12 protein-coding genes and 1 pseudogene are annotated in these 14068 nt (G+C 65.0%); 1 reads left to right on the top strand and 12 read right to left on the bottom strand.

Features of this window, described 5'->3' with window-relative positions; genetic code table 11:
- Positions 1 to 401, bottom strand: a pseudogene (locus tag X742_RS0138275) (WD40 repeat domain-containing protein); the annotation flags it as partial.
- Positions 402 to 728: 327 nt separating this feature from the next.
- On the opposite strand from X742_RS0138275, the gene X742_RS1000000174945 reads away from it, so the two are divergent.
- Positions 729 to 830: a hypothetical protein gene (locus X742_RS1000000174945; RefSeq protein WP_023774653.1), complete on the top strand. Its 102-nt coding sequence runs from the start codon at positions 729 to 731 to the stop codon at positions 828 to 830.
- Here X742_RS1000000174945 and X742_RS143980 read toward each other — a convergent pair whose 3' ends face one another.
- The 11 genes from X742_RS143980 to X742_RS144030 all read right to left on the bottom strand — a co-directional run bounded on the left by X742_RS143980 (position 831) and on the right by X742_RS144030 (position 13911).
- A complete protein-coding gene (locus X742_RS143980; protein WP_023774652.1) occupies positions 831 to 2024 on the bottom strand; it encodes a hypothetical protein in 1194 nt (397 codons plus the stop codon).
- 140 nt (positions 2025 to 2164) lie between these two features.
- Complete coding sequence (locus X742_RS143985) at positions 2165 to 2935, bottom strand: exodeoxyribonuclease III (RefSeq protein ID WP_023774651.1); 771 nt, start codon at positions 2933 to 2935, stop codon at positions 2165 to 2167.
- 6 nt (positions 2936 to 2941) lie between these two features.
- Positions 2942 to 3586 (bottom strand): alpha/beta family hydrolase, encoded by a 645-nt coding sequence (locus X742_RS143990; RefSeq protein WP_023774650.1) that lies wholly within the window; start codon positions 3584 to 3586, stop codon positions 2942 to 2944.
- An 88-nt stretch (positions 3587 to 3674) separates the two neighbouring features.
- Positions 3675 to 4808 carry a tetratricopeptide repeat protein gene (locus tag X742_RS143995; protein ID WP_023774649.1) on the bottom strand — a complete coding sequence of 378 codons (1134 nt, stop codon included), beginning with the start codon at positions 4806 to 4808 and terminating at the stop codon, positions 3675 to 3677.
- Positions 4805 to 5710 carry a Ku protein gene (locus X742_RS144000; RefSeq protein ID WP_023774648.1) on the bottom strand — a complete coding sequence of 302 codons (906 nt, stop codon included), beginning with the start codon at positions 5708 to 5710 and terminating at the stop codon, positions 4805 to 4807. Before X742_RS144000 ends, X742_RS143995 begins: the two co-directional genes overlap by 4 nt.
- A 324-nt stretch (positions 5711 to 6034) precedes the next feature.
- Positions 6035 to 8524, bottom strand: coding sequence for a DNA ligase D (gene ligD / locus X742_RS144005; RefSeq protein ID WP_023774647.1), 2490 nt, complete (start codon positions 8522 to 8524; stop codon positions 6035 to 6037).
- A 94-nt stretch (positions 8525 to 8618) separates the two neighbouring features.
- A complete protein-coding gene (locus X742_RS144010; RefSeq protein WP_015316844.1) occupies positions 8619 to 8843 on the bottom strand; it encodes a hypothetical protein in 225 nt (74 codons plus the stop codon).
- Positions 8844 to 8955: 112 nt separating this feature from the next.
- A complete protein-coding gene (locus X742_RS144015; protein WP_023774646.1) occupies positions 8956 to 10104 on the bottom strand; it encodes a GNAT family N-acetyltransferase in 1149 nt (382 codons plus the stop codon).
- 109 nt (positions 10105 to 10213) lie between these two features.
- Positions 10214 to 11434, bottom strand: coding sequence for a GNAT family N-acetyltransferase (locus X742_RS144020; protein ID WP_023794556.1), 1221 nt, complete (start codon positions 11432 to 11434; stop codon positions 10214 to 10216).
- Between the two features lie 9 nt (positions 11435 to 11443).
- Positions 11444 to 12745 carry a hypothetical protein gene (locus X742_RS144025; RefSeq protein WP_023794555.1) on the bottom strand — a complete coding sequence of 434 codons (1302 nt, stop codon included), beginning with the start codon at positions 12743 to 12745 and terminating at the stop codon, positions 11444 to 11446.
- Complete coding sequence (locus X742_RS144030; RefSeq protein WP_023774643.1) at positions 12742 to 13911, bottom strand: glycosyltransferase; 1170 nt, start codon at positions 13909 to 13911, stop codon at positions 12742 to 12744. The genes X742_RS144025 and X742_RS144030 overlap by 4 nt, the downstream gene beginning before the upstream one ends.
- Positions 13912 to 14068 lie beyond the last annotated feature (157 nt).

The raw sequence follows: 14068 nt of genomic DNA, 5'->3' as shown, positions 1-14068 counted from the left end.
TCCATGGGCGGCGCGCTGGCGACTTGCTCGCCACCCTCATGCGGCCGCCACGAGCCGAACCCGTCGCCAAGCAACGCCAGCAAGACAACCACTGGCAGCACCAGGAAAGTCCGGCGCAGGCGTGGGCGGCCCGCCGGCTCCAATTCGGCGTCCCTGCCGAACAGCGGCACCCCGGCCGCGTGCTCGGGCCGGCCGGGCAATTGGCCCGCCAGGAACAGCAATGCGCCGATCAAACAGGCAAGTGCCGCCGCCGAATATGCCGCCGGCCGCGGCGTGACAGCATCGAGCCCGGCAAGGCCACGCCCGGCTAGGATTTCGATCAGCGGATAGACCTGGGCCAGACAGGCAGCTGCGAGCACGGCCAGGACAAGCGCCAGCACCCTGTCAGCCAACCTGTTCATCGCGCATCCCCTCGCCGGGCCTTCGGGTCAGACTATCAGCGTCATGAGCGTATCGCAAAATGCCGCCAGCCTCGCGTGAGACGGAACGCGGACAGCCGCGGTATAAGAAGATGTGCGACCACCCTGCTCAAGAAAATCCAGCTTAAGGTCGATTGCGCCGCCTCCATCGTGGCCACGATCTCCGGTTCGACCAGACGACGCCGATAAAGGCTAGTGTCCAATTTATCACGGTCGATGCCGATATGAATTGAGCCGTCCCCGGCGAAATATTGACAGTGGGCGGCATTATGACACACTCCGCCCGGGATATAGTGGAGAGCTTGCGTCATGAAGAAGATCTATAGGCGGCCCGTTTTGATCAGGAAGGGCAATCTGAAATTGATCACAGCCGCGACCAACGGCACTTCGGTGACCTCATTGCCGACGTAATCAGCCCGCCAGCATCAGGTCGTCCAAGACCATTTGCCAATGGTGTTTCGTCGAAAGGCGGACACGGGTGATCTCCCCGAGCATCGGGGCGTAGTGGAGCGGCGTGAGCGCCGACAGCACCATTTCATCGCTGGCGACCAACCGGTCGCCCGACCAGCTTTCGATCAGCGCCGTTTCGCCTTCCGCCTTCAGCCAGGCAGCGCTGAGCAGCACCGAGTGGAAGGCAAATGGCGTCTCGCGGCTGAACTCGGCCGGATAGCCGCTGCTGGTGTATGCCACGTGGTCGCCTGAAACATTACCGTTGACATAGCCCTCGCTGTCCTTGGTGTGGTCATTCGCCATGGCGTTCAGGTTGCGCCAGTCGAGCCCCGCATGGCCGCATGGGATCTTGCGGAAGCCGCGCCCGGTGACGTCGTCGAAGCCGATCGTGCGCGCCGCCGCCTCATCCGCCGTCGCCCGGGGCGAAAGCAACCCGAGATCGGTGGGGTAAGGCGACAGCACCAGCCGGCGGTCGAGCCCGCCGCCGGTGATCACCACAGTGTCGGCGTCGTCGGCAAGCTCGAACCGGAAGGCGCAAGCCGGCGACAGCGTCAGGCTCTCCATCACCTGCCCCTGAGCCATCACCGACAGGGTCGCGGTGCCACCTGCCGCCAGCCTGCCAGCCAGGCTGCGCACCGGCGCCAGCCCGACCGGCCGCGGCAGGTCCGGCGACACCAGCCCGGTGGGCGAGCCGGGCGCCAGCCGGAACTCTGTCGACTGCGTGTCGTTGGCGCTTGGCGAGCGCCAGCCCGGCGGCACCGAGACCGAGAACCGGTAGGCAGCCGGCACGCGGATCGCAGCTGTCAGCGCCGATGTCGACATGGCGAAATTGGCATAACCGCCATTGTTCGTCCTTGAGGACGCGACAAAGCCACCCTGCCCGTCGAACAGCCGCACCATGATGCCGGCCATCGGCCGGTCGGCCACGCCGTAGCTCCCGTCGCGGTCGACGTCGAAATAGACGAAGGACGAGTAGTTGACGGTGCCGGTGCTGCGGCTCCAGTCTGTGCGCACGGCGTAGTCCTTGGCCGGGTCGGCCCGGCGCAGCGCGCGGCGGCGCAGGCGCGCCTTGCGCAACAGCCGAATGGCGGCAACCGCGGCGGCAATGATCGCAAGCACCGCCACAAGCAGGCCGACAAGAGCGAGGTCACTCATGGCAGACCGGCTTCGGTGATAGCCGCTCGCCATTGTCACAAATGCAATGCATCAACCATCCCTTGCCGATCCTGTCCAGCTTAGCGCGAGAGACAACCCCCGGAAAAGGGTGCGTGCGCGGCTGACGGACGTGAAATCCCTCACCCCAATTCCACCCAGACCGGGGCATGGTCGCTAGCGCCATCTTGACCGCGCATGTCACGATCGATGCCGGCTCCTTTCAGCCGGCGGGTGAGCGTCTTCGACAGCAGGATGTGGTCGAGCCGCAGGCCCGCGTCGCGTGGCCAGCGGTTCCGGCGGTAATCCCAAAAGGTGTAGAGCGTCTCCTTCGGGTATTTCTTGCGCAACGCATCGGTCCAGCCTTGTTCGAGCAGCGCGGCGAAGGCGGCGCGGCTTTCCGGCTGCACCAGCGCGTTGTCGTCATAGGAGCGTGTGGCGTAGATGTCGCGCGGCTCGGGCACGATATTGTAGTCGCCGGCCAGAACCACCGGCAGGCCGGTGTCGATGAGCTGTTGGGCATGCGCCTCCAGCCGCGCGTGCCAGGCGAGCTTGTAGGTGAATTTCGGTCCCGGCCGCGGGTTGCCGTTCGGTGCATAAAGGCAGGCGATGACGATGCCGTTCACCGCGGCCTCGATGTAGCGGCTCTGCCGGTCGGCATCGTCGCCGGGCAACACATCGCGGGTCAGCACCGGCTCGGAACCGCGCGCGAGTATGGCGACGCCGTTCCAGGTCGGCTCGCCTTTCCACACCGCGCCATAGCCGGCATCGGCAAGCGCGGTGCGCGGAAACTGCGTGTCGCGCGCCTTCAGTTCCTGCAGGCAGACCACATCGGGTTTCGCGGCGCCGAGCCACGCCAGCAGGTTGTCCAGCCGGCTGTTGACGTTGTTGATGTTGAAGCTGGCGATCTTCATTGGGGATTAGGGCGCGATCCTACCCATCCAAGCCTTCGCCGTCTCCGCTAGCGTCGTCAGATGATCCGCGGTCGAGAAACCCGAAATGCTCTTGCGCGGCTTCAAATCATGATCGCCGTCCTCCAGCCAGATCACTTCGATGGCGTCGGAAAGGTTGTAGGTCGCGACCTCGTCCTTCGTGCCGAACTCGTCGCGCGTGCCTTGGAAAATCAGCGTCGGCGTCTTCAGCCCCGTGAGATGTTTTGTCCGCAATTGCTCGGGCTTACCAGGCGGATGGAAGGGATAGCCGAGGCAGACCAGTCCTAGGATCTCGCCCTTGGAAAACATCTCGTCGGCGATCATTGAGGCGACCCGCCCGCCCATCGACTTGCCGCCGATGATGAGCTTGCCCGCTACACCCTTCGCCCGGAGGTCGGCGATCGCCTTGATGTATTCCGGGTTCACTGTCTCGGCGCGCGGCGGCGGCTTGCGCTGACCGTAGCGGCGCGCCGCCATATAGTGGAACTCGAAGCGCGCGACCTGGAAGCCCGCGGCGGCGAGCGCCTTCGCGGTGGCTGTCATGGAGGGAGAGTCCATTGAAGCGCCGGCGCCATGGGCCAGCAGGATGGTGACGGGAGCGGTGTCGTGGCCATCGAAGAGGAAGCTGGTCATGTTGTGACACCCCGCGCGACGGCGAAACTGCCAACCTCACCCCACGAGGGTGGAGATCGGCTGTTATCGCGGCCTCCGCCAACCATCGTCACCCCGCCGCCTTCGCCAGCTGCATGTCCACGAACTGCACACCCCTGGCCGCCACCCCTGCCCATTCCGACTCCGCGTCGAGCTCCAGGTACCGCATCCACAGCCGCCGCGCCTCGAGCAGATTGCCCGCGTCAAACTCCAGCCGCGCCAGATTGAACACCGGATCGGCATAAGTCTTGTCGAGCGCGATCGCCTTCTGCAAATGCCTTCGCGCCGAAGCGTCGCGGCCTTGCTCGCTCATCAGCCCGGCGAGGTTGAACCAGGCTTCGACGAAGGCCGGATCGAGCTTTATCGCCCTGGCATAATCGTGCGCGGCTTCCGCCACGCGACCAGACCCGCGCAAACAGTTGGCGCGGTTGAAGGCGGCGATGGCGTCGGTGGGATCGATGGCGAGGCAGCGCTGGTAGAGTGCGGTGGCCCCGTCATGGTCGCCGCCCTCCTCCGCGGCCTCGGCCTCGGCGAACAAATCTTCCAGCGTCTCGTCGCCTTGTGCCGCGGCACCGAGATCGAACAGCAGCTGCCCGTCGAGCTCGCTCTGGCCGCCTTCGAGGTAGATCGCGTCGGGGCGGCCGTGCTGCGAGCCGACATTGAGCGACTTGGCGGTGAGCGAGGCCACCGGGCCGGAGCGGTGGACGGAGCGCGCGATCGCGCCCCATGTCGCGCCCCCGGCGATCAGCCCGGCATATTTGCGCGCCAGGATCAGGTCGCGGAAGGAGTAGGGCTCGCCATCATGCTCGAAGGCATCGAACAGGCTGAGCCGGTCGAGATCGGGGCCGGACAGCCTTGACTGATCGATCAGCGATTGGCGCGACAGTGAAGACGCCTCGGGCGCCTTCATCAGCCCGAGCAGCCGCAGGAAACCGTTCTCGCTCATCAGAATGCGCCCGGCCGCGCGCTCGGTGCCGAGGCGGCGTTCGATCTCGCTATCGTTATTTTTGGTAAGTCCGGCCTTGGTCAGCCCGGCCTTGACCAACAACGCGTGTCCGAACACGACATGCGTGGTGCGCCGGGTGACGCCGCGCCTGAGCTGGCCGTGCTGGCGCTCCACCTCGCGGGCGGCGAGCCTGAGTGGAAACGCCGCCAGAGCGCCGATCGTGCCGAAGACAGCGCCCAGAACGGCCGGTGCCGTCATTTCTTGCTCTTGCCGACCGCCTTGAGCAGGTTGGCCTTGAGCGGATTTTCAGGCGCGCCACCCGCAGCCGCCTTCTTCGTGGCCGGCTTGTCGGCTTCGTCGGCCTTGCTCTTCGACTTGGCCGGCGGCTTCGACTGAGACAGGCTGGCCTTCAGCGCATCCATCAGGTTGATGACGTTGCCGCGCTCCGGTGCCGCCGCGATGATCGGCTTATGGCCCTTCAGCTTCTCGCGGATCATCGTCATCAGCGCGACCTCGTAGCGGTCCTCGTAATTCTTCGGATCGAAGGTGGTTTCCTTCTGCTTGATCAGCGCTTCGGCAAGCTGCAGCATTTCCGGATCAGGCTTGCCGGCCGGAATGTTGCCGAAATATTCAGCAGTGCCGCGCACTTCGTTCGGGTTCCTCAACGTGCACACGAACATCCCGTTCTCGCGCGCGCCGATCGTCACCACGCGCTCGCGGCTGGACAGCACCAGCCGGGCGATGGCGAGCTTGCCGGATTTGCGCATCGCTTCGCGCAGCACGGCGAAAGTCTCTTCCGCCATCGCCCCGTCCGGCGCCATGTAATAGGGCGCGTCCTGGTAGATGACGTCGACCTCGTCCTCATCGACGAAGGCCTCGATGTTCATTGTGTGGTTGGATTCGATGCGCACCGTGTCGAGGTCGGCATCGTCGATGATTATGTACTGCTTGTCCTCGTACTCGTAGCCCTTGACCAGATCCGCCCGCTCGACGAGCCCGAGTTCAGGGTCGACCGGCTTCATGTTGATGCGGTTGTGGGTCTTCTTGTGCAGCTGGTTGAACGAGATGCGCTCGCTGGCGCTGGTGGCGGGGTATAGCCGCACCGGACAGCTGACGAGACTGAGTTTGAGGTAACCCTTCCAACTTGCCCTGGGCGCCATGATGAACTCCTACGCGGCCATGCACTGACTGTTACTTCGCAGCGCTTCGTCCGAAGGACGAACAAGGCTGCGCGACTCCTACACCGACCCGCACAATACCGGCAAATCCCTGACGAAGTCTTCCCGCCGGCTTTGGAGGCCACGGGAGGAGAATAATTCAAATTGTCGGAAGCGTCGATGGAGTTTGAGCCGACACGCTGGCGACCACAGCGAACGCTCCCATGCTTCGTCATCCCAAAGCGAAGCAAGGAGCGAAGCGACGCGCACGGACCCTAGAGTTTCAGGAGCCCTGGTCGTCGAAGGGCGCCTCGAAGCCGTTTACCTCTACGAGACCACAGGCAAATCCCTGGCAAACCCGTCAATCTCGGCCCACGGATCGCCCGACGTCTCCAGCAACCCCGGCAGCGACGAATAATTCAAATCCTGCGGTGCATCGATCGCCTCCAGATCGGCCCAGCTCACCGGTGTCGAAGCCGGCAGGTTGGTGCGGGCGCGCAAGGAATAGGGCGCCGCCGAGGTGTGGCCGCGCGCGTTGCGGTGATAGTCGATGAAGATGCGCCGCTTGCGGTTTTCCTTGCCCATTGTGGTGGTGAAGGTGTCCGGCGCGGTGGCCGCTAGATGCGTTGATATGGCGCTGGTTGCCTGATGCAGCTTCTTCCAGTTCTGCTTTTGCCTCACGGGCACGGTGATGTGGATACCGCTGCCGCCGGAGGTCTTTGCGAACGGCACCAGGCCAAGCCCCTCCAGCTCGCCCTTGATGTGGATGGCGGCCTCCACCACCTCGCGCCAGGAGATCCCCTCGCCTGGGTCGAGGTCGAGGACGATCTGGTCGGGCTTGTCGAGGCTCGAGCGATGCGTGCCCCAGGTGTGGAACTCGACGACGCCGAACTGCGCCAGCGCCAGATAGCCCTTCGCGCCCTCGACCGAGAGATAGGACTTGGTCTCGCCCTCTGAATTGGTCGCCTGGAATGTCACCACCGAAGGCGGCATGCCTGTGAACGCGTGACGCTGGAAGAAGCAGTCCTTGGGCAGGCCGGTCGGGCAGCGCACCAGCGACACCGGGCGGCCAAGGATGTGCGGCAGCATGAAATCGCCGACCAGCGCGTAATAAACGGCGATGTCTAGCTTGGTCGGGCCGGTCTTGCCGAACAGCCTCCGCGTCGGGTTTGTCACCCAGATGGTGGCGAGATCGGCTTCGGCGATCAGGCGCTTGCGGGTCGAGGAGACCGGCGTCGACAGGCCGACATCCCTGAGGCCCCGGAACACACCGTGGCGCAACGAATTGTCCGCGGTTCGGTTGGCAAAATGGATGCGCGCCGAAAACAGCGGCTTGACCCAGTGCATCTCGCGCATGATTTCGCGCGGCACGCCTTCCGGCGGCGTAGCGCCTGATGTGAGCGGCTCAAGCCGGGCCAGCAGGTCGGCCGCGGTCCCGGCATCGAAGCCGGTGCCGACCTTGCCGCGATAGTGCAGTTCGCCGTCCACCCACTCGGCCATGCCGAGCGCGGCCAGTCCCTCGGCCGCATCCGAAGTGGTGTAGCCGGCGATGACGAAATCGTCCTTTTCGAGCGCCTTGGTCTTGGTCCAGTTCTTGGTGCGGCCGCTCTGATAAATCGAGGTGGCGCGCTTGGAGACCACGCCCTCCAGGCCGAGTTCCGTCACCTGGTCGTAAAGCGCTTGCCCCGAACCTTCGACATGGTCGGAGAACTGGATCGCGGAGTTGGCGCCAAGCCCGCCAAGCAGTTCGGCCAACAGTGCCTTGCGCCGGATGAGCGGCACCTTCATCAGGTCCCAGCCGTCGAGATGCAACAGGTCGAAGGCGTAAAAATGCAGCTTGCTGCCGGCGCCCGCTGCCAGCGCGTCCTGCAACAGCGCAAAGCGGGAAATGCCCTTGGCGTCGAGCACGACGATCTCGCCGTCGACGGTCGCCTCGCGGCACGGCAGCTTGGCGAACGCATGTGGCAAGTCGCCATAGCGTCTCGTCCAGTCGATGCCACCGCGCGTGATCAGCCGCACCTCCCCATCGGAAACATGCGCCATCGTGCGGTAGCCGTCGAATTTGATCTCATGCAGCCAGAGCTCGTTCGTATTCTCGGCAAGGCTTTCGCCGCCCGGCGGCTTCGGCACCTGGCTCGCCAGTTGCGGCTCGATGCGGCTCAGCGCCGGCGCCTTGGCCGCACCCGGCAGGTCGCCCGGCTTCAGCGAACCGGGCTTTGGCGCGGACTTCGCGGCCGGGCTAGGCGGCGCCACCAGCTCCTCGATGCGCAGGCCGGATTTCACGCTTTCCGGTCGCGCTTCGAGGATATTCAGCCCCGTGTCGGCGGCGAGGTCGCGCTCCTTGAACAGCAGCCAGTTGTTCTTGTCCTCGTCTTCGCCGGGCTTTGGCTTCAGCCGGGTCAACATCCAGCCGCCATTGAGCTTTTCGCCGGCCAGCCGGAACTTGAAGGCGCCGGTGCGCAGGCTTTTGTCGACATCGTCCATCGGCGCCCAGCTGCCGCTGTCCCAGACGATCATCGGCCCGCCGCCATATTCGCCTTCGGGAATGACGCCCTCGAAATCGATGTATTCGAGCGGATGGTCCTCGGTCTCCACCGCCAGCCTTTTGTCGGCTGGGTTGAGCGAGGGCCCCCGCGGCACCGCCCAGCTTTTCAAGACATCGCCGACCTGCAGGCGCAGATCATAGTGGTCCGCGGTGGCGTGATGCTTATGGATGACGAAGCGGTTGCCGCTCCCGGTCATCAGCCCGCCGGCCGGCTCCGGCGTCTTCGAGAATTCGCGTTTGGCGCGATAGGATGTGAGCTTGGCGGGCGGCATGTCAAAAGCCGAGTCTGGCGGAAACCAACAACCGCCTCGTTCCTTCGCGCCGTAGGGCGCTACGTTGGCACCGCTCGCGATTTTTCACGTGGTCTCAGTCGTCGGTCGCCGGCGTCAGCTCCAGCTCGGCCGGCGACAAACCCTGCTGCAACTGGCTCAGCCGGAACTCATCCACCCAGTAGGCCTCGCCGTCGACCAGCACGCGCGCACTGTAGGTGCCGCCTGAGAAGCGCTGCGCGGTGACGTAGACCTTGTGGCGGTCAAGTGCCTTGCGCACCGCGGCGCGCTTGGAGTTCTGGCCGTTCACGGCAGTCGACATGCGCTTCACCCTCGGTCGCCTGACACGGAACTCGGCCGCTCTTGGCGGCCCGGCGACTGGCCCCAAGGATGGCGGAGACGCGCGCGCCTGTCAATTTCGCGGGCGGCATCCTTCAGTTCTTCAACCGCCGCAAACGGTGCATCACCCCCTGCACGGCCTTGTAAAGCCGCGGCTTGGAGCGCACGAACAGCTCGGTCTTGCTGCGCAGCCTGATATAGGCGGTCGAGCCCCTGCCCTTCAGCGACATCGCCTCGCACAGTTCGGCCAGCACCGAGTTCGAGGCGCCGATCTGCTGCTTGTATCCCTGTCCGCCGACCGAGAGGTCGAAATAGCCGAGCCCTTGCGCCCGTCCCCACACCATCAGCTTGCCGATCATCGTCAGGCCCGGCGCGACGTTGGGCACCGCCTCCTGGTCGATCCCTAGCAGCAGGGCGTGCAAGGTGCCCTTCATGACGAGCACATACATGACAGCGAGATAGGCCTGGCCGACGCGCAGCCCGAACAGCCGCACCGAGCCGTCGGAAAGCCCCTGCAAGGCGGCGTTGCGGTAGAACTCCACGATAGGCGCCTGCGTCAGCAGGTCGAAGCGCCCGAGTTCGCGAAAGCGGTTGAGCCTGAGATCCAGCAGCCTGCCGAACTGCTCATCGATCATCTCAGGCGTCTCGGCTTCGACCAATGCGAGGCCGCCGAGCTGTTCGAAGCGGCGGCAGTGCTTGTTGAAATTCTTGGTGAAGGACGATTTGCAGATACGTTTGACCAGCGTCTCCGGCTCGCCGTCCATGACCAGGCCGGAGGCGATCTGGATGGAGTCGCGCGCCGCCGAAAGCAGCGCCAGCGGATTGGGCACGCCGTGGATTTCTCGCGGAATCCCTGCAATATGGATGCGGTCGGCCGGCGGCAGCACGGCGCGGACCGCGGCCCAGGCGGCGTCGGCGCTTTGCCTGGTCCAAGGCCTGGCATCGGCCAGCAGCGGCGCCGAATAATCGCACACGCCGTGGCTCAGCCATTCGATCACGGAGTGGCCGAGCGCCCGGCGCCGCGTCAGCGGCAGCAGCATGACATGCGCGCCCGTGGCGGCATCATTGACCTCGACGACGAGCAGCTCGGCGCCTTTGGGCATCAGCCTCCCGGCAATGCCTTCCACCCAGGCAAGGCCCTGGTGGCCGGTGCACAAACCGGTCTCCTCAAGACGGTGCCAGAGCTGCCTGACGGTGTCGAAGCTGGTGTGCAGCCGCGCCGTATAGCGCGCGGTGGCGCCCATGCCTGCTCTAGCCGGAGAAATTGGTTGAACCGGTGCATCCGCCGTCGCGACCAACCGCACTGCCTGGCTTGCCACATGCCTCTCCCATTCGTTCTGGGGCGCATGGGCATCATCCACGCAGGCGCCGAAAACCCCGCATCGTTCCCTTGACCGCGTTGAGCAGCCTTGGGCTGGAGCGTACGAAAGCCTCGGCCCGCCTGCGGAACTCGATGGCGGTGGAGGCCACACTGCCCCGCATCGTGTACCCATGGCAGAGTTCGACCAATACCGAACCCTTGGCGCCCATATGTTCCTTGTAGCTCTGGTTGCCGACCGACAGGTCGAAATATCCAAAGCCTCGTTCGCGCGCCCAGCCGATCAACCTGCCCATGATTGCAAGCCCCGGCGAGACATTGGGCACGACGCCCTGGTCCATTGCTATCAGCAGAGCATGAACAGTCCCTTGATGCACGAGCAGATATTGAACCGCGATCAGAGCCTCGCCGACGAGCAGCCCGAAAAGCCGCACCGAACCGTCCAACAGGCCCTGAATAGCCGCGTTCCGGTAGAACTCGACGATGTTCTCCTGGGTCAGCAGATCGAAGCGACCAAGCTCGCGGAAGCGGTCGAGCCGCATCCGCACCAGTTCGCCGAAGATACGGTCAACCTCGGCCGGCGCCCCGGCCTCGACCAGTTCCACGCCGCCAACCCGTTCGAGGCGGCGCCAGTCCTTGCCGAATTCCTTGGCGAAGGATGGCCTGCAGAGACGCTTGAGCACTGTTTCAGGGTCGCCATCGATGGCGAGGCCGAAAGTGGTCTGGATGGAATCGCGTGTGGCCGACAGCAAGGCCAGCGGATTGGCGACGCCCTGGATCTGTCGCGGAATCCCCACGATGTGGACGCGGTCCGCCGGCGGCAGCGCCGAGCGCACCGCCGCCCACGCAGCCTGCGCGGATTGTCGCGTCCACGGGCTGGCATCGGCCAGCAGCGGTGCCGAATAGTCGCAGACACCGCAGCTCAACCATTCGACCACCCAATGATGGAAAGCCCTGCGCCGCATCAGCGGCACCAGCATCCTGGGTTCGCCAGTCGTGGCGTCGCCCACCTCGACGATGAGGAGTTCGGCGCTTTCCGGCAGCAGCCGCGTGGCGATCCCTTCCGCCCAGGCGTAATTCTGGTGGCCGGTGCACACACCGCTTTCCTGAAAGCGCAGCCAGAGTGGCCTGACCGCCTCGAGGCTGGTGTGCAGTTTTGCCGTATAGGCGTCGTTCGCCGCGATGGAGGTGGGATGCGAGACCTGCCCGCCAGGCAAGTCGGTCATCGCGGCAATTTGCACTGCGTGGCCTGTCACATCCTTCTCCTATCGCTTTACCGCGGCGAACGAAACCGCCCGCCGCCAGGAGCCCAGGCGGCTGTCGCGCTGCTGGTCCGGGTGTTCGATGTTCCACATGCGGTGATGCACGAAATACCATGATGCCACGAGCACGAAGATCTCGGACACCGCCGAACCCAGCAGCGCCCATGGCGGGGAGGCGATCGACAGCACGATGGCGATCAACGCCAGCCCGACGATGGCGCCGCCCAGGGTGATGAACGCGACGATGCGGAAGTCACCCATTATCTCGAGCACGATGCGGGGCATGATGTAGAGCATGATCGGGACGAAATTCGCGATCACGAAAAGCCCGATGAATCCCACCGACGCGTCCTGGAGAGCCTGGGACTTTATCATCGGCAGTACGACCAGGATGGCGCATCCATAGACGACCGCGCCAAGCCCCATGACAACGGCCCACAGCTTTGCCTGCGCCCAGACCCGGCGCGTCTCGTTGTTGCGCATCAGCTTGGCGAGTTCGGGCTGCGTCATGTTCACGAAGGCAAGACTGCTGATCCGCAGCGGCGCGAACAACACCAGCACCGCCGCCAGCGGCGCATAGGCGGCCGGCCCGGCAATGCCCGCGACCAGCAGCGCCAGGCATTGTCCCTGGATGTTGGTGGTGGTGGCGCTGAATGCCGACCAGCAGAGCTGGGACCACAGCCTTGCATAGCGCCGCCGCGTCGGCATGCGGAAGCTGATGCGCATCGTGCGGCGCGCCAGCCTGACCAGGACGAAGATGCCAAACACATTGGCCGCCGCAAGCGCATAGAACACGGTCTGCAGCGCATCCTTGGCCAGCCAGATCGCCAGGCCGGCCATGACCGTGCCGGCGAAGGTGAAGGCGGCATCGCTGAGGGAGACGATCACCTGCTGGCGGCGCGCGAAGAAGGCCGTGCGCATGTGGCTGCGCAGCGACCATGCGCCAACGAAACAGCCCGCGGCAATTCCGCTAGGGTCGCCCAAGAGACGCATCACGATCGCCGTGCCGACGGCCATCAGCAAGGCAACGACCAGCGCCGCCGTCCCGAAGGCGACGTCATAGGCATCGACGCCGGCGCTGTTGGTGCTCTTGCCCATCCATATCGAGGCCGGAACGGCGGTGAGCGACCTGATGTAGGACAGGCCGACGCCGCCCATCACCATGCCGATGGCAAAGAGGCCGTAGCCTTGCGCCGAAAGCATGTGCAGCAGCGCGATGTTGAGGGCGAAGTGGAAGCCGCTCTGCATCGCCTCGCCGCCGATCATCAGCACGAGACGCCGCACCAGATGGCCAGGAAGTTTCACGGCCGTGTCTCCGCCTGGCGGGCGGTTGCCGTCCGCCCCGGCCTGGCGATAGCTGCCTTCAGCTTGTCCCCGGCTATCGCCGCGATCGCCGCCGCCGCGATCGGCTCGCTGAAGACCGCCTCGTAGCGCGCCCGCCCGGCGGCGACAAAGGAGCGCCAGGCCTCGGGCCGCAGGATGATTTCCTCCAATTTGGCTGCAAGGGCGGCGGCATCGCCGGGCGAAACATGCCAACCGGTCTCACCGTCGCTGACCACCTCGACCAACCCGCCGATCGCCGACACCAGCGGCGGCCGGCCATAGGCCATCGCCTCGATGGCGACGCGGCCGAGGGATTCGGGACGCCGCGAGGGAACCGTGACGATATCGGCCCAGCGATAATGCTCGGAGGGATCGGGGATGAAGGGCAGCACGCTGACGCGTCCGCCGAGCCCCATGCTGCTGACCAGTTCGGCGAGCGCGCGTTCGCGCTCGGTACTTTCGAAGGCGCCGCCGACCAGCCGCACCTCGATCCTCGACTTCAGTTCCGCCGGTAACGAGGCGATCGCCTCCAAAAGCACTTCCTGGCCCTTGATCCTGTTGATGCGGCCAAGCAGCAGCACCTTGAGCGGGCGCTTGCCGTCATAGGTCGTCGCTTCGGCCGCGGCCGGGCCCGCAACGCCGTTATAGACAACATAGGAGCGCGCGGATCTAGGCTCCCCGAACGCGGCGCGGGTGGCGCGCGAGTTGAAGATGAGATCGGCATGGCTCCAGTGCATCAGGCCGACAAGGATCCTGCGCATGGTGCCTTCGGGAATTTCGTGGATGTGCAGCACGGCCTTGTGCGGTAGCAGGCGCGCGGCCAGCGCATAATCGGCCACGATCGAGGTGTTGACATAGGTCAGATCGCAATTCCGAAGCCGCCGCCAGGCCCTCAGCACCGCGACCGGCAGCCGCGCCATCTCGACGGTGGCAAGGCGCGCAATCGCCTGTCGCCTCAGCACCCAGAGCGGCTCGAAGACGATCCGGGTCGCATGCGGTTCGAGGATCCGCACGATCGGTCCGCTGCGCGGCAGGACGACCTCAATGTCGGCTGACGGAAACGCGGCGCGCAACGCAGCGACGCTCTCCGCGAAGCTGCGATCGGAACCATAGAGTTCATAGCCCTGATGGACGCATGCAATCCGCATATTCCCATGCATCTTTCTGCCAGGGGTAGTTTGACGATCCCGCCGCCTGACGGAACAGGCGAGTGGAGACTTCAAGCCCAACACCCCTTTGGACTTCACTTGTTGCCGTCATGGTGACGAGTGGATGGAGAACCCGGATCACCATACCAAATGCCGC

It is taken from the genome of Mesorhizobium sp. LNHC229A00, from assembly GCF_000502415.1.
Classification (GTDB): domain Bacteria; phylum Pseudomonadota; class Alphaproteobacteria; order Rhizobiales; family Rhizobiaceae; genus Mesorhizobium.
Note: the sequence above shows the minus strand (reverse complement) of the source record. Positions and strands in the feature narration are given on the sequence as shown.